General features: G+C 64.6%; 11 protein-coding genes. 6 read left to right on the plus strand and 5 right to left on the minus strand.

Going from position 1 to position 13,202, the window contains the following annotated elements:
* Window positions 1–31: 31 nt before the first annotated feature.
* From NJ69_RS21205 to NJ69_RS21220, 4 genes are read left to right on the plus strand one after another with little or no spacing between them, the layout of a single operon-like run.
* A complete protein-coding gene (locus tag NJ69_RS21205) occupies window positions 32–916 on the plus strand; it encodes a DUF6625 family protein (protein ID WP_155290558.1) in 885 nt (294 codons plus the stop codon).
* Window positions 913–2,067: a glycosyltransferase gene (locus NJ69_RS21210; RefSeq protein ID WP_039582815.1), complete on the plus strand. Its 1,155-nt coding sequence runs from the start codon at window positions 913–915 to the stop codon at window positions 2,065–2,067. Before NJ69_RS21205 ends, NJ69_RS21210 begins: the two co-directional genes overlap by 4 nt.
* Window positions 2,064–2,948, plus strand: a complete 885-nt coding sequence (locus NJ69_RS21215; RefSeq protein ID WP_029612811.1) for a glycosyltransferase — start codon at window positions 2,064–2,066, stop codon at window positions 2,946–2,948. The genes NJ69_RS21210 and NJ69_RS21215 overlap by 4 nt, the downstream gene beginning before the upstream one ends.
* Before the next feature lie 18 nt (window positions 2,949–2,966).
* The gene (locus NJ69_RS21220; protein ID WP_039582816.1) at window positions 2,967–3,605 is read left to right on the plus strand and encodes a CatB-related O-acetyltransferase; all 639 of its coding nucleotides are present in this window, start codon (window positions 2,967–2,969) and stop codon (window positions 3,603–3,605) included.
* Here NJ69_RS21220 and NJ69_RS21225 read toward each other — a convergent pair.
* Both NJ69_RS21225 and NJ69_RS21230 read right to left on the minus strand, forming a co-directional pair.
* Complete coding sequence (locus NJ69_RS21225) at window positions 3,588–4,793, minus strand: acyltransferase family protein (protein ID WP_209435520.1); 1,206 nt, start codon at window positions 4,791–4,793, stop codon at window positions 3,588–3,590. The two genes, NJ69_RS21220 and NJ69_RS21225, sit on opposite strands and share 18 nt — an antisense overlap.
* A gap of 1 nt (window position 4,794) precedes the next feature.
* Window positions 4,795–6,651 carry a bifunctional O-antigen ligase/aminoglycoside phosphotransferase family protein gene (locus tag NJ69_RS21230; RefSeq protein WP_039582818.1) on the minus strand — a complete coding sequence of 619 codons (1,857 nt, stop codon included), beginning with the start codon at window positions 6,649–6,651 and terminating at the stop codon, window positions 4,795–4,797.
* A gap of 144 nt (window positions 6,652–6,795) precedes the next feature.
* Here NJ69_RS21230 and msbA point away from each other — a divergent pair, with 144 nt between their 5' ends.
* Complete coding sequence (gene msbA / locus NJ69_RS21235; protein ID WP_029612808.1) at window positions 6,796–8,601, plus strand: lipid A export permease/ATP-binding protein MsbA; 1,806 nt, start codon at window positions 6,796–6,798, stop codon at window positions 8,599–8,601.
* Window positions 8,602–8,728: 127 nt separating this feature from the next.
* Complete coding sequence (hldE, locus tag NJ69_RS21240) at window positions 8,729–10,150, plus strand: bifunctional D-glycero-beta-D-manno-heptose-7-phosphate kinase/D-glycero-beta-D-manno-heptose 1-phosphate adenylyltransferase HldE (RefSeq protein ID WP_039582820.1); 1,422 nt, start codon at window positions 8,729–8,731, stop codon at window positions 10,148–10,150.
* A 51-nt stretch (window positions 10,151–10,201) separates the two neighbouring features.
* On the opposite strand, the gene NJ69_RS21245 is transcribed toward hldE, so the two are convergent.
* The 3 genes from NJ69_RS21245 to NJ69_RS21255 are packed head-to-tail and all read right to left on the minus strand — an operon-like array spanning window position 10,202 to window position 13,180.
* Window positions 10,202–11,170, minus strand: a complete 969-nt coding sequence (locus NJ69_RS21245; RefSeq protein WP_039582821.1) for a hypothetical protein — start codon at window positions 11,168–11,170, stop codon at window positions 10,202–10,204.
* A 25-nt stretch (window positions 11,171–11,195) separates the two neighbouring features.
* Entirely contained in the window at window positions 11,196–12,008 is an 813-nt protein-coding gene (locus tag NJ69_RS21250) for an aldo/keto reductase (protein ID WP_039582823.1), read from the minus strand.
* A complete protein-coding gene (locus tag NJ69_RS21255) occupies window positions 12,005–13,180 on the minus strand; it encodes an NAD(P)/FAD-dependent oxidoreductase (RefSeq protein ID WP_039582825.1) in 1,176 nt (391 codons plus the stop codon). Before NJ69_RS21255 ends, NJ69_RS21250 begins: the two co-directional genes overlap by 4 nt.
* Window positions 13,181–13,202: the final 22 nt, after the last annotated feature.

Genomic DNA, 13,202 nt, shown 5'->3' on the forward strand with positions numbered 1-13,202 from the left:
TGCAGGCCACATTCGACAGAGAGAGCTTCACGTGACCCTACCGACTCCACGAATCCTGTTTGTCATTCCTTATTTCGGCGAGTGGCCGTTCTGGATGCCATTCTTCCTGGAAAGCTGCCGGCGCAACGCGGATATCGACTGGCTGTTGTTCAGCGACTGCGGCACACCCGCCGACCTGCCCGCCAATGTGCGCATCGAGGCGATCAGCTATACCGATTACTGCCGACTGGTCTCCGACCGGTTGGAAATCGACTTCGCCCCGCAGCAAGCCTACAAGCTGTGCGACATCAAACCGGCACTGGGCTACATCCACGCCGATCGCCTGGAAGGCTATGACTTCTGGGCCTTTGGCGACATCGACCTGGTATATGGCGACTTGCGGGCGTACTTCACCAACGAACGGTTGGCGCGTCGGGACTTCTTCTCGACCCATGAGCGCCGCGTGGCCGGGCACCTGTGCCTGATCCGCAACACGCCGTGCAAGCGCGCCCTGTTCAAGCGCATGCCGAACTGGCAGGCGCGGTTCACCGACCAGACCCACCATGCGCTGGACGAGGGCGCGTTCAGTCGGTTGTTCCTGCGCCGCAAGAATCTGCCCAGGCCGCTGTTCAAGCTGCTGGGCCAGTTGAACCCTCTGCGTCGTCGCAGCGATTTCACCGAGGCCTACAGCACGCCCAACGGCTGCATCGCCTGGCACGACGGGCGCAAGGTTTTCCCCCAGCGTTGGTACTGGCGTGACGGGCGGCTGAGCAACGATCTGGACAGCCAGCGCGCTTATCCCTATTTCCATTTCGCCTGCTGGAAGCGCAACGAGTGGCGCGACGTGCCGCAGCCCGATTCGCAGCAGGTGCAGCAACTCGCGGCAACGTCGAACTGGATGATCAACGACCGCGGGTTCCATCAGGACAGCGTATGAAGCAGCGTTACAAGGTTCTGCAGTTACAGCCGGACTACAACATCAAACAGCATGATTTCGCCGATCTGGCCGAGCAGATCTTCAAGGCCCTGCCTGCCGATCGCTTCGACACCACCATGGCGTTCCTGCGCGGCAAGCCTGTGTCGGGTCAGCCGGTGAGCCGGGCCGAGCGCTCGGTCTACTTCGAATTCAGCGACAAGGCGCTCAAAGGCATGCGCTTGAAAGCCTCCTGGCAACTGTTCCAGTTCTGTCGGCGGGAGCGCTTCGATGTGGTCATCTGCAACCGTTTCAAGCCAGTGAACATGCTGCTGCAGCTCAATCGCTGGCTCAGGATTCCCCTGTGCATCGGCATCTCCCATGGCTTTGGCGAGTACGACCGCTTCTACCGTCGGCGCCAGGCCAAGCGCTTGATCGACCGCGCCTGGCAGTTCGTCGGTGTGTCGCCGGCGGTCAAGCAGTACCTGCTCGATTGCCGGTGCGGTTTCACCGACGCCAATACCCATGGCATCACCAACGCCATCGATATCGAGCAGGCCGAGGCCCTGCAACTGTCGCGGGCCGACGCCAGGGCGCAGTTGGGGCTCGATGCCGATGCCCGGCTGGTGGGGGCGCTCGGGCGTCTGGTGCCAGTCAAAGGCCACACTTACCTGATCGAGGCGTTCGCTGCGCTCAAGGACAAGTATCCGCAGACGCAGCTGGCCATCATCGGTGCCGGTCGCGAGCAGGCGCGTCTTCAGCAGCAGATCGAGCGCGCCGGCCTGGCTGGGCGCGTGCATTTGCTCGGCTTCAAGGAAAACGCCCTGCAATACGTGCGAGCGTTCGACCTGTGGACCATGCCGTCGCTGGCCGAGGGCCTGGGCCTGGCGCTGCTGGAAGGCATGAGCGGGCACCTGCCGGTGATCGCCAGCGATGTGCCGGCCATGCGGCCGCTGATCGAAGGCGCGGGCGGGCTGGCGGTCAAGCCTGCCGACGTGGCGAGCCTGACGGCGGCCCTGGATACCTATTTGGCGCTCGATGATCAGGCCCTGCGCGCCAAAGGCGAGCAGGCTTATGGCTACCTGACGCGTGAGCATGACATCGAGGTGTTCCGTCAGCAGTACCTGCAACTCATCGAGTCGGGCCTGTCCGCGGCTACCAAGGAATCGAAATGACCCAGTTTCAACCGCAGGTGACGGTGATCATCGCCTCGTACAACCATGGTCCCTACATCGAGGAAAGCATTCTCAGTGTGCTCGGGCAGACCTACCCCAACATCGAGTTGCTGGTGGTGGACGATGGTTCGACCGATGACAGCGTCGAACGCATCCAGCGCCTGCAGGACAAGCATGGCTTCGACTTCCGGGTGCAGCAGAACATGGGCCTCACCCATACCCTCAACGCGGCGGTGGCGCGAGCCAAGGGCGAGTTGATCGTGCCCTTCGGCTCCGACGACATCATGCTGCCGGAGCGTATCGCCATTCAGGCCGAGTACATGGCCGACAAGCCGGAAGTGGGTATCTGCGCGGGCAACATCGAGCTGATCGACGCCCAGGGCGAACTCTTCCCCGAGACTCGGCAGCGGCGCGATATCGCCTTCCGGCGCATGGACTTCGAGGACATGTTCCTGGAGCGCAAGCCCTACCCACCGGCGCCGACCTTGATGATCCGTCGCGAAGCCTTGGAGAAGGTCGGTGGATTCGACCCGCAGATCCGCCTCGAGGACTTGCTGATCGAGCTCAAGATCACCCATGCCGGCTATTTCATCGACGGCTTGAACGTGCTCATGGCGCGTTATCGCAAGCACGCCAGCAACTCCTACAAGAACCACCGGTTCATGATCGACAACATCCTGCGCACCTATGCCTTGTTCAAGGACCACCCAGCCTACGAGCAGGTGAAGTTCAAGGCATTGAATTCCATGTTCCTGAAAGTGGCCAACCGCGATCGCGCCCTGGCCCGCGAACTGCTGGCGCAGATTCCGTTGCGGGCGTTCACCCGCAAGACCTGGCGTGGGCTGGCGCGGTTGTACTTCTCGCCGCTGGAGCGTCCCTGACCGAGGAGGTCGTACCCCATGGGCTGGTTATCACGCTACCTGGAAAAGCGCGCCAAACGGGCGATCCGCAAGCTGCCGCCTATCGAGCGGGGGCGAGCCCGTTTCGCGGCGCGTTATCCGCACTATGCCTTTGGCGTCGGCAGCTATGGTGTCCCGCAGGTACATGACTGGCAGGAGGGCGCCACCCTGAAGATCGGCGCCTACTGCTCGATTGCCGAAGGCGTGCAGATTTTCCTGGGGGGACATCATCGGGCGGACTGGGTCACCACCTATCCCTTCCCGGCGATGCTGGCTGAAGCCGCCTCCATCAAGGGGTATGCCTTCTCGCGGGGTGATGTGGTCATCGGCAACGATGTCTGGTTGTGTTCCAACAGCAGTATCCTGTCCGGCGTGACCATCGGCAGCGGTGCGGTGGTGGCGGCGGGGGCGCTGGTCACCCGCGACGTGCCACCGTATGCGGTGGTGGGTGGCAATCCTGCCACGATTTTGCGCTGGCGCTTCCCCGAAGAGGTGCGCGCCGAGCTGCTCAAGAGCGCGTGGTGGGACTGGCCGCCGGCTGAAATCGCCAGTGTGGTGGACAGGCTCTGCAGCGACCGCATCGAGGCATTCCTGGACTACGCGCGCCAGCGGCGCGGCGACTCAGACCTGGTCGGCTGACTTCAGGCCGGCGACACGTTTGTCGCGATGGCGACGGGCCAGGCGTTTGCCCAGGGCAATGCCGGGCTTTTCGAAGAGCAGGAAAGTGGCGCTGCTCAGCGCCACCAGCACGATGCAGCACACCGCGACCAGCGCGGCGAACAGCCAGGGCGCGTCGCTGGCCAGGTCCAGTTGCGGGTACAACCGATAGGCCATCCACCACAGCAGCAGCCCATGCAGTAAATAGGTGCTGTAGCTGATTTCGCCCATCCACCGCGCACTGCGCAGGCTCAATGCGCCCAGTAGATTGTTGCCGGACGCGACGATGCAGAAGAACACGCTCAACAGCAGTAGCGCCGGCACGGCAAAGGTCTTGTGCAGCACGGTCATGACCACCAGCAACAGGCCCAGGGCGACGAAGGTCGCGGTCCTGGTCTTGGCCCATTCGACCAGCGCCGGGTTGCGTATCCAGTACACCGCGGCGATGCCACCGAGAAAGCTCAGCAGGTATTTTTTCTTCAGCGAGTGCTCCCAGCCGACCAGTTGCGCCAGCACATAGAGGCCGACCACGCAGGCCAGGGGTCTGGCGAACCCGCGTCGATAGAGGAAGATGGCGCCGAGCAGGGGCAGGGCGAGGTAGAAGTAGGCCTCGTAGATCAAGGTCCAGGTGACGTTGGAAATCAAGTTGCCGGTGCCGGCCAACTGGTTGATGTCCGGCCGGTGGAACACCAGCCACAGCGACAATTGCTCGGCCAGTTGCAGCGGCGAGTCGCGCAGGGTCCAGTGCTGCAGGTAGAACACGGTCAGCAGCAGCGCCGCCAGCAATGGCAGGTACAGGGGATAAAGGCGCATGACCCGCGAAATGGCGAACGAGCGCCAGTCGAAGTCGGCCCGCTGCCTGACCAGCCGGTCCCAGAACAGGAACCCGGTGATCATGAAGAACAGCGCCACGCCGACCTGGCCGATCTGGGCGAAGAAGCGCTCTGGCGGCATGGCGATCTGACCGCTGCTCTGGTAATGCCAAGCGATGGCGGCGTGATGAATGAACACACCCAGGGCCAGGTAGCCGCGCAGGCCATCCAGCGTGGCCCAGCGGCCCGCCACCGGTTCCAGGTGCCTGGCCACCAGGGGGATGCGCAGCAGCAGCGCAGCGACGCTGAAGGCGAGCACGTAGGTGAGGGCCGAGAACACGGGGGCGAGATAGCTCATGTCAATGCGCCGTGCGCGGGCTGTGGCCCAGTTGCGTGCGCAGGGCCTGGCTCATGCTTGCACTGGCGGTGCTCGCATAGCCTTCCAGCAGGGCGTCCACCTGCTCTTCGAACAGCCATTGACGGTCCTGGTCGTAGCGCTGCATGTGGCGCAGATTGCGTCGGCGCAGCTCGGCAGACAACGCCGAGGGCAGCAGGCGCATGTCGGCCAGGTCGATCAGGCCGAATTCGCCGCTGTTGAGCAGCAGGATGTTGCCCAGGTGCAGCGAGCGGAAGTAGACCCCCTGATCGTGCAGGCGGGCGATGAACTGGCCCAGCCGATGCACCAGTTGCTGGCGTTCCTGGGGGGACGTGCTGGCTTGCAGGGCCTGGCGTACCGTCTGTCCGGACAGGGGGCGATAGCGCACGCCCTGGCTGCCGTCGGTGCGCACCATCAGTTCCAGCACGTCGGGCGTGGCGATGCCGGCCAGTGCCAGCCGCTGGCTGTTCCTGACGAAGCGTGCCGAGTACGGATGCCAGGCGCCTGAGGTGTACCAGTCGCGACGGCGGAACAGTTTCAGAAAGCTGCCGTCACGCAGTTCGAGCACTTTCGGACCCAGCCCATCTTCTTCGATGAGGCGGGCACCGTCGGTGAGTTGGTCGAACTGGGTATCGCTGATGCGCGGTCGAGGCGCCGGCAGCAGGCAGCCGGCACGGCGCGCGATGTTGAGCCCGGCGATCAGCGCCAGCGGGATCCACAGCAGGAACCAGTGCTCCTTGGGACGCGACAGGATGCCGCCGCCTTCGGTCAGGCCGGCACCGATGCCGAACACCAGCAAGGTCGAGGCCAGTTGGAAGACCGGCAGCGCCCGTTGCTTCCATCCGCTGTACAGCGCATAACCGATCATTGCGATCCAGGGGATGAAGCCCAGGATGCCGACGTTGAACAGCACACCCAATGCAAAGTTGTGTGGCTCGCTCAGCAGGTAGCCCATGCCGGTGTCCACACGCATCGGCGCATCGTAGCCATGTCCGATGAGCGGGTGCTGAACGAACAGTTGCCAGGTGGTCTGCCAGATCTCGAACCGGTACGAATCGCCGCGACCGGTGATCAGGTGGGGCGCGAACAGCAGAATGCCGGCGATCACCAGCGGTGCAGCGGCGAACAGCGGGATCGAACGGCGGTTCCAGCACAGCAGTGCCAGCCAGTTGGCCGCCAGGGTCATGGCCACCAGCGGGGTTCGTGAGCCAGTCGCCACGACGGCGACGAACATGACGGTGAACGCGGCCAGGCACAGCGCCATGAGGTGCAGGCGCTTGCTGTCCATGGCCATCCACAGCCAGTAGATGCCGAAGAAGCCGAACAGGTGGGAGCTGAGCAGGGGGTTGTCCAGTGCGCCGGTGCCGATCAGCCGAGTGCCTGGCGTATAGGTCAGGGCAAAGGCGTACAGATCGCGCAAGGTGCCCAGCAACGCCAGCAGCGCTGCGCCCAGGAAGATCGACTTCAGCACTCCTGGGCGATGGCGCAACAGCAGCGCGGTGCCGAAAAACAGCATCAGGGTGTGCAGTGGGCGCTTGATCAGGTTGTCGGCAGCGGTCGTCGTGGGCGACCAACACAGGCTGAGGATGGCGAACCCGGCGAACAGCATGAAGAAGATCACCACCGGCTCGCCGACCAGTCGCTTGAGTTCCGAGGGACGGATGCACAGGGCGAGCAGGGTCGGAATGCTGAACAGGCCGTAGTACAGCTTGTGATGCACGCTGCGGTCGGGGAGGAAGAACAGGGTGCCGAGCAGCATGAGCAGGCCTACTGGGAGAACCCACAGGCAGACGAAGTCGAAGAAGCGGTTGCCTGTTTGGCGAAGGCTGCTGATGTGCATGCTGAAACGGACCGGCTGAGGGCGGGGGGCAATCTTAACCCAGCTTTGCACGCATTGCAGGGCGAAACCGTGGTGTACCCGGAGCCCGACGTTCAGCCCCAGCTGTGCTACAGTCTGCACCCCATTTTCAGCATGTTTCGCGATATGACAGACGCCAGTGGCTCCGCCAGCCCATCGAGCATGAAGATCTACTTCCGCCTACTCGGCTATGTGCGCCCCTATCTCGGGCTTTTCCTGCTGAGCATCGTGGGTTTCCTGATCTTCGCCTCTACCCAGCCGATGCTCGGCTACATCCTCAAGTATTTCGTCGACGGGCTGTCCAACCCGGATGCCTCGCTGTTCCCGAACGTGCCGTACCTGCGTGAGCTGCACCTGCTCAACACGGTGCCGGCACTGATCATCCTGATCGCGGCCTGGCAAGGCCTGGGCTCGTTCCTGGGCAACTATTTCCTGGCCAAGGTTTCCCTGGGCCTGGTGCACGATCTGCGGGTGCAATTGTTCGACAACCTGCTGAGCTTGCCCAACCGCTATTTCGACCAGAACAACTCAGGCCATCTGATCTCCCGCATCACCTTCAACGTGACCATGGTCACCGGGGCGGCCACAGACGCGATCAAGGTGGTGATTCGCGAAGGCATGACCGTGGTGTTCCTGTTCGGCTCGCTGCTACTGATGAACTGGCGGCTGACCTTGGTGATGGTCGCCATCTTGCCGCTTATCGCCTTGATGGTCGGCACTGCCAGCAAGAAATTCCGCAAGCAGAGCAAGAAGATTCAGGCCGCGATGGGCGATGTGACCCACGTCGCCTCTGAAACCATCCAGGGCTACCGCGTGGTCCGCAGCTTCGGCGGTGAGGTCTACGAGAGCGAGCGTTTCCTCAAGGCCAGCCAGAGCAACACCGACAAGCAGTTGCGCATGACCCGCACCGGTGCCATCTACACCCCATTGCTGCAACTGGTCATCTATAGCGCCATGGCGATCCTGATGTTCCTGGTGCTGTACCTGCGCGGTGATGCTTCGGCGGGCGACATGGTGGCCTACATCACCCTGGCCGGCCTGCTGCCCAAGCCGATCCGGCAGTTGTCCGAGGTCAGCTCGACCATCCAGAAGGGTGTGGCCGGTGCTGAGAGCATCTTCGAGCAACTGGACGAGCCGCAGGAGCTGGACAAGGGCACCGTGGAGCGCGACGCCCTGACCGGCCGTCTGGAGGTGCGCAACCTCAGCTTCACTTACCCCGGCACCGATCGCCAGGTGCTCGACGACATCAACTTCACCGTAGAACCGGGGCAGATGGTGGCGCTGGTAGGGCGTTCAGGCAGCGGCAAATCGACCCTGGCCAGCCTGATTCCGCGGTTCTACCACCACAGTACCGGTGAAATCCTGCTCGATGGCGTCGAGGTCGAGGACTTCAAATTGCTCAACCTGCGCCGCCACATCGCTCAGGTGACCCAGCATGTGACCCTGTTCAGCGACACCATCGCCAACAACATTGCCTATGGCGACCTGGCCGGTGCGCCCCGTGCCGACATCGAGGCAGCGGCCGCCGCCGCCTATGCCAAGGACTTCGTCGAGCAACTGCCCCAGGGCTTCGACACCCAGGTCGGCGAGAATGGCGTGCTGCTGTCCGGTGGCCAGCGCCAGCGCCTGGCGATTGCCCGGGCACTGCTCAAGGACGCACCGCTGCTGATTCTCGACGAGGCCACCTCGGCGCTGGACACCGAGTCCGAGCGGCACATCCAGGCGGCGCTGGACCATGTCATGCAAGGGCGCACCACCCTGGTGATCGCCCACCGGCTGTCGACCATCGAGAAAGCCGACCTGATCCTGGTGATGGATCAGGGCCGGATCGTCGAGCGCGGCGACCATGCCACGCTGATCGCGCAGAATGGCTATTATGCCCGCCTGCACGCCATGGGCCTGGACGAACCCGGCAAGGCCGACATCACCTGAAACACCGGCACTCGGGGCCTGGCGCCCCCAGTGCCGGCGTGTTTTTCGACTCGGCAGTTGGCGCTAAAGCCGCCGCCTGCCCTGTGCTAATATCCCGCCCCTGTTCATTTTTCCATTTGGGTTGCCCATGAAGTTGTCCATGCCGCGTTTCGATCAAGCCCCGGTACTGGTGGTCGGCGATGTGATGCTCGACCGCTACTGGCATGGCGGTACGTCGCGTATCTCGCCGGAAGCGCCGGTGCCAGTGGTCAAGGTCGACCAGATCGAGGACCGTCCGGGCGGTGCGGCCAACGTGGCGTTGAACATCGCCGCCTTGGGCGCCCCGGCGGCGCTGGTGGGGGTGACCGGCCAGGACGAGGCGGCCGACAGTCTGGCCAACAGCCTGCAGGCCGCCGGCGTGCGCTCGATTTTCCAGCGCATTGCGCACCAGCCGACCATCGTCAAGCTGCGAGTCATGAGTCGCCATCAGCAACTGTTGCGTATCGATTTCGAGGAGCCCTTCGCCACCGACCCGCTGTCGCTGGGTGAGGAAGTCGATGCCCTGCTCGACGGCGTCAAGGTGCTGGTGCTGTCCGACTATGGCAAGGGCGCGCTGAAGAATCACCAGTCGCTGATCCAGGCCGCGCGTGCCAAGGGCATCCCGGTGCTGGCCGACCCCAAGGGCAAGGATTTCTCCATCTACCGGGGCGCCAGCCTGATCACCCCGAACCTCAGTGAGTTCGAGACCATCGTCGGGCGCTGTGCCGATGAGGCCGAACTGGTTGCCAAGGGCCTGCAACTGCTCGAAGACTTCGACCTCGGGGCGGTGCTGGTCACCCGTGGCGAGCACGGCATGACCTTGCTGCGCATCGGTCATCCGGCGCTGCACCTGCCGGCCCGCGCCCGTGAAGTGTTCGACGTCACCGGCGCCGGCGACACGGTGATTTCCACCCTGGCCGCCGCCATCGCCGCGGGCGAGGAACTGCCGCACGCCGTGGCGCTGGCCAACCTGGCCGCCGGCATCGTCGTCGGCAAACTGGGTACGGCGGCCATCAGCGCGCCGGAACTGCGCCGGGCGATCCAGCGTGAGGAAGGCTCCGAGCGTGGCGTGCTGGTCCTTGAGCAACTGCTGCTGGCCATTGACGACGCCCGTGCGCACAACGAGCGTATCGTCTTCACCAACGGCTGCTTCGATATTCTCCACGCCGGCCACGTCACCTACCTGGAGCAGGCCCGTGCCCAGGGTGATCGGCTGATCGTCGCGGTCAACGACGACGCCTCGGTCAGCAGGCTGAAAGGGCCGGGTCGGCCGATCAACAGCGTCGACCGGCGGATGGCGGTACTGGCGGGGCTGGGGGCGGTGGACTGGGTCATCAGCTTCAGCGAAGGCACGCCTGAAAACCTGCTGCGTGAGGTCAAGCCCGACGTGCTGGTCAAGGGCGGCGACTATGGCATCGACCAGGTGGTCGGTGCCGATATCGTCAGCGCCTACGGCGGCACGGTGAAGGTGCTGGGCCTGGTGGAGAACAGCTCGACCACGGCGATCGTCGAGAAGATCCGCAAGCACTGAAGTTGCAAATGGCTGGCCCGTGTCCAGGGGCCAGCCCTCAAGCAATGAGGCTTACTTGTTCAGCGAGGTCCGCGCCCGCTGCAGCAGCGCTCGGGCCTTGTCGCTGAAACGCTGCAGATGCGAGGGCTTGTGCGGCCGTGCCTCCACCAGCCCTTGCTGGCGCAGCCAGTCCTTCCAGCGCACCCGTTCCTCGCGCACCACCCAGCCGTCCTGCTGGGCGAAGCTTTCGGCCAGGTACAGCCCGCGTGTGCTCGCTGGAATCAATTGATCCTTCTTCAGGGTGTACAGCTCGGCGATGGGCTGGCCGTCCTGAAGCGGCATCAGGTAAAGGTCGGGACGCTTGCGGTTGAGCCGGGTGACCAGTTGATCGCCTTCCAGGCGCTCGTCCACATGGAACAGGCTCAGCGACTTGGCCTCCCTTGGCACCTGCAAGCGCAGGTCGTAGATCAGTTGCAGCGACGCGGTGGGCAGGTGCACATAGGCCCGAGGCCGCTCCAGTAGCGTCAGATTGGCGCATTGCACCGGACGTGCCGCGCCGGAGGCCGGGCTCAAGGTGAACGGCGGGGTTTCCCGGTAATGCAGGGCGGCGGCGTAGGGCGTCGGTAGCCAGGTGTCGTTGAAGCGTCCGCCGAGCCAGCCTTCCGGGGTTTCCATCAGGCACTCCTCGGCCACTTCCTGAATGGCTGTGTGCAGCGGCAGGTTCAGTTCCTGGGCCGGCACGTAGCCGGAAATCAGCTTGAGCACCACATCGCCACGGTCCTGGCGGCGCTGGCGCACCAGCACCCAGTAGTCGCGGTTCTGCCAGGTGAGGGTCAGGCGCACTGACACGCCGAGGTTGGCCAGCTCGATGGCGAAACGTTCGCTGTCTTCCACGTGCACGGCCTTGCGCCGCTGCAGGGTCTGGGCGAAGTTCAGCGGCATGCCGACGCTCTGATAGCTCAGGCCCTCGGGGGTGGCTTCGACATGCAGTGGCAGGGTCTTGAAGTTGCTCGGGTTCTTGCGGATCAGGGTGCGCGCCACGAGGCTCCTCCTTGCATTCGACGGCTTAGGTCTTGCCCAGGATTCGGGCCACGGTGGCCACGTTATGGGCCAAGTGCAGCGGATTGATGGTGCCGACAATAGCACTGCTCACCCCTGGGTGGGCGAACAGCAGCTCGAAGCTGGCCTGCACCGGGTCGACGCCCGGCGACAGGCACACATGTCCACTGGCCAGCGCCTTCTTCACCAGGATGGCCTTGCCGTGCTCGGCAGCGTAGTCGAGTACCGCGCGCTCCGCCTGTTCCTTGAGGTTGTAGGTGACCATCGCGCAATCGCCCTGTTCCAGCGCTTTCAGGCCCCCGGCGACGGTCTTGCCGGAAAGGCCGAAGCCGAGGATCTTGCCTTCCTGCTTGAGCGCAGCGAGGGTCTGGTAGACCTCCTGCTCCTCGAGGATGGCCAGGTCGTTGCCGTCCGAATGCACCAGCACCAGGTCGATGCGGTCGGTTTCAAGACGCTGGAGGCTACGTTCGACCGAACGGCGGGTATGGGCCGCGCTGAAGTCGAAGTGCGACTGGCCGGCCTCGAATTCTTCGCCGACCTTGCTGACGATCACCCAGTGCTCACGCTGTCCGCGCAGCAGCGGGCCGAGGCGTTCTTCGCTGCGGCCATAGGCGGGGGCGGTGTCGATCAGGTTGATGCCCAGCTCGCGGGCTTGGGCCAGCAGTAGGCGCGCGTCGTCGTCGCCGGGGATGGTGAAACCGGTGGGATACTTGACGCCCTGGTCGCGGCCGAGCTTGACCGTGCCCAGCCCCAGGGGCGAGACGCTCAGGCCGGTGCTGCCCAGTGGACGGTGGAGGTCGTGCAGGGTCGGCAGGCTCATGGCAGCAGTTGCTCCCAGGCCGGTACGCCGAGCGGCGGACGCGGCAGATCGGTGAGGTCGGGGTGGGCGGCGGGGCGGATGCCGTCACGCTCGAAAGTGGCCAGCACGCGGTCGGCGAAGTCCGGGGCCAGGGCCAGCTTGGTCGGCCAGCCCACCAGCAGGGGTGCCTGCTCGCTGAGAAAGGCGTTGTCCGGACGTACCAGGCCCGATTGCGCCGGCTCGGCGCGGTCTACCCGCAAGGTGGCCCAGCGGATCTGTTGTTGATCGACCCAGGGCAGCAAACTGCCGATTTCCCGCTGCGCGGCGGCGATCTGCGCGGCCGGCTCGCGGGCCACGCCCTCGGCCTCGGCCAAATCGCCGCCCAAGTACCAGACCCACTGGCCATCGGCAGCCGGGTGGGTGGTCACCGTGACCCGGGGCTTGGGGCCACCTCCCAGGCAGTGGGCATACAGGGGTTTGAGGTTGGGACCTTTGGCCAGCACCATGTGCAGCGGCCGGCGCTGCTGGGCCGGTTGGCTCAGGCCGAGGGCGTGCAGCAGGTCTTCGTTGCCGCTCCCGGCACTGAGCACGATGCGTTGCGCACGGATTTCGCGGTCGTCGACCGTCAGCCCCACCAGCGCCTTGTCGTCGTGCAGTGGTGCGATGCGCTCCCCAGCCAGCAGGCTGTCGCCGGCCAGTTCGGCGAGATTGGCCAGCAGGCTCGGCACGTCGATGACCAATTCGGCCAGGCGGTACACCTTGCCCTTGAACGCACGGTCCTGCAGGGCCGGGGGCAGGTGTTCGCCTTTGACCTGATCGACCCGACCGCGCACGGCCTTGCTGGCGAAGAAGCTGGTGAGGTTGCCGGCCAGGGTGCCGGGTGACCACAGGTAATGGGCCTCGGACAGCAGGCGGGTGTGGCGCAGGTCCAGTTCGCCATTGCCGGCCAGGGCTTCGCGCCAGCGCCGTGGCATGTCGGCAATGGCCTCGGAGGCGCCGGTCAGGGCGCCGTGCAGGGCATACTTGGTGCCGCCGTGAATGATGCCCTGGGACTTGAGCGTCTGTTCGCCGCCGAGACTGGCGCGCTCCACCAGCACTGTCGAGTAGCCCAGGCGCCGCAGCCTGGCATTGAGCCAGAGGCCTGCGACCCCGGCGCCGACGATCAGTACGTCAGTGGAAATGGCAGATGGCATGCGGGCACCTCGAAAACCGGAA

It is taken from the genome of Pseudomonas parafulva (genome assembly GCF_000800255.1).
GTDB lineage: Bacteria > Pseudomonadota > Gammaproteobacteria > Pseudomonadales > Pseudomonadaceae > Aquipseudomonas > Aquipseudomonas boreofloridensis.

What these genes read in the sequence shown, in the direction of transcription:
- NJ69_RS21210 (WP_039582815.1), top strand. Translation starts at nt 913, where the DNA reads ATGAAGCAGCGTTACAAGGTTCTGCAGTTACAGCCGGACTACAACATC.
- NJ69_RS21215 (WP_029612811.1), top strand. Translation starts at nt 2,064, where the DNA reads ATGACCCAGTTTCAACCGCAGGTGACGGTGATCATCGCCTCGTACAAC.
- NJ69_RS21220 (WP_039582816.1), top strand. Translation starts at nt 2,967, where the DNA reads ATGGGCTGGTTATCACGCTACCTGGAAAAGCGCGCCAAACGGGCGATC.
- NJ69_RS21225 (WP_209435520.1), bottom strand. Translation starts at nt 4,793, where the DNA reads ATGAGCTATCTCGCCCCCGTGTTCTCGGCCCTCACCTACGTGCTCGCC.
- NJ69_RS21230 (WP_039582818.1), bottom strand. Translation starts at nt 6,651, where the DNA reads ATGCACATCAGCAGCCTTCGCCAAACAGGCAACCGCTTCTTCGACTTC.
- msbA (WP_029612808.1), top strand. Translation starts at nt 6,796, where the DNA reads ATGACAGACGCCAGTGGCTCCGCCAGCCCATCGAGCATGAAGATCTAC.
- hldE (WP_039582820.1), top strand. Translation starts at nt 8,729, where the DNA reads ATGAAGTTGTCCATGCCGCGTTTCGATCAAGCCCCGGTACTGGTGGTC.
- NJ69_RS21250 (WP_039582823.1), bottom strand. Translation starts at nt 12,008, where the DNA reads ATGAGCCTGCCGACCCTGCACGACCTCCACCGTCCACTGGGCAGCACC.
- NJ69_RS21255 (WP_039582825.1), bottom strand. Translation starts at nt 13,180, where the DNA reads ATGCCATCTGCCATTTCCACTGACGTACTGATCGTCGGCGCCGGGGTC.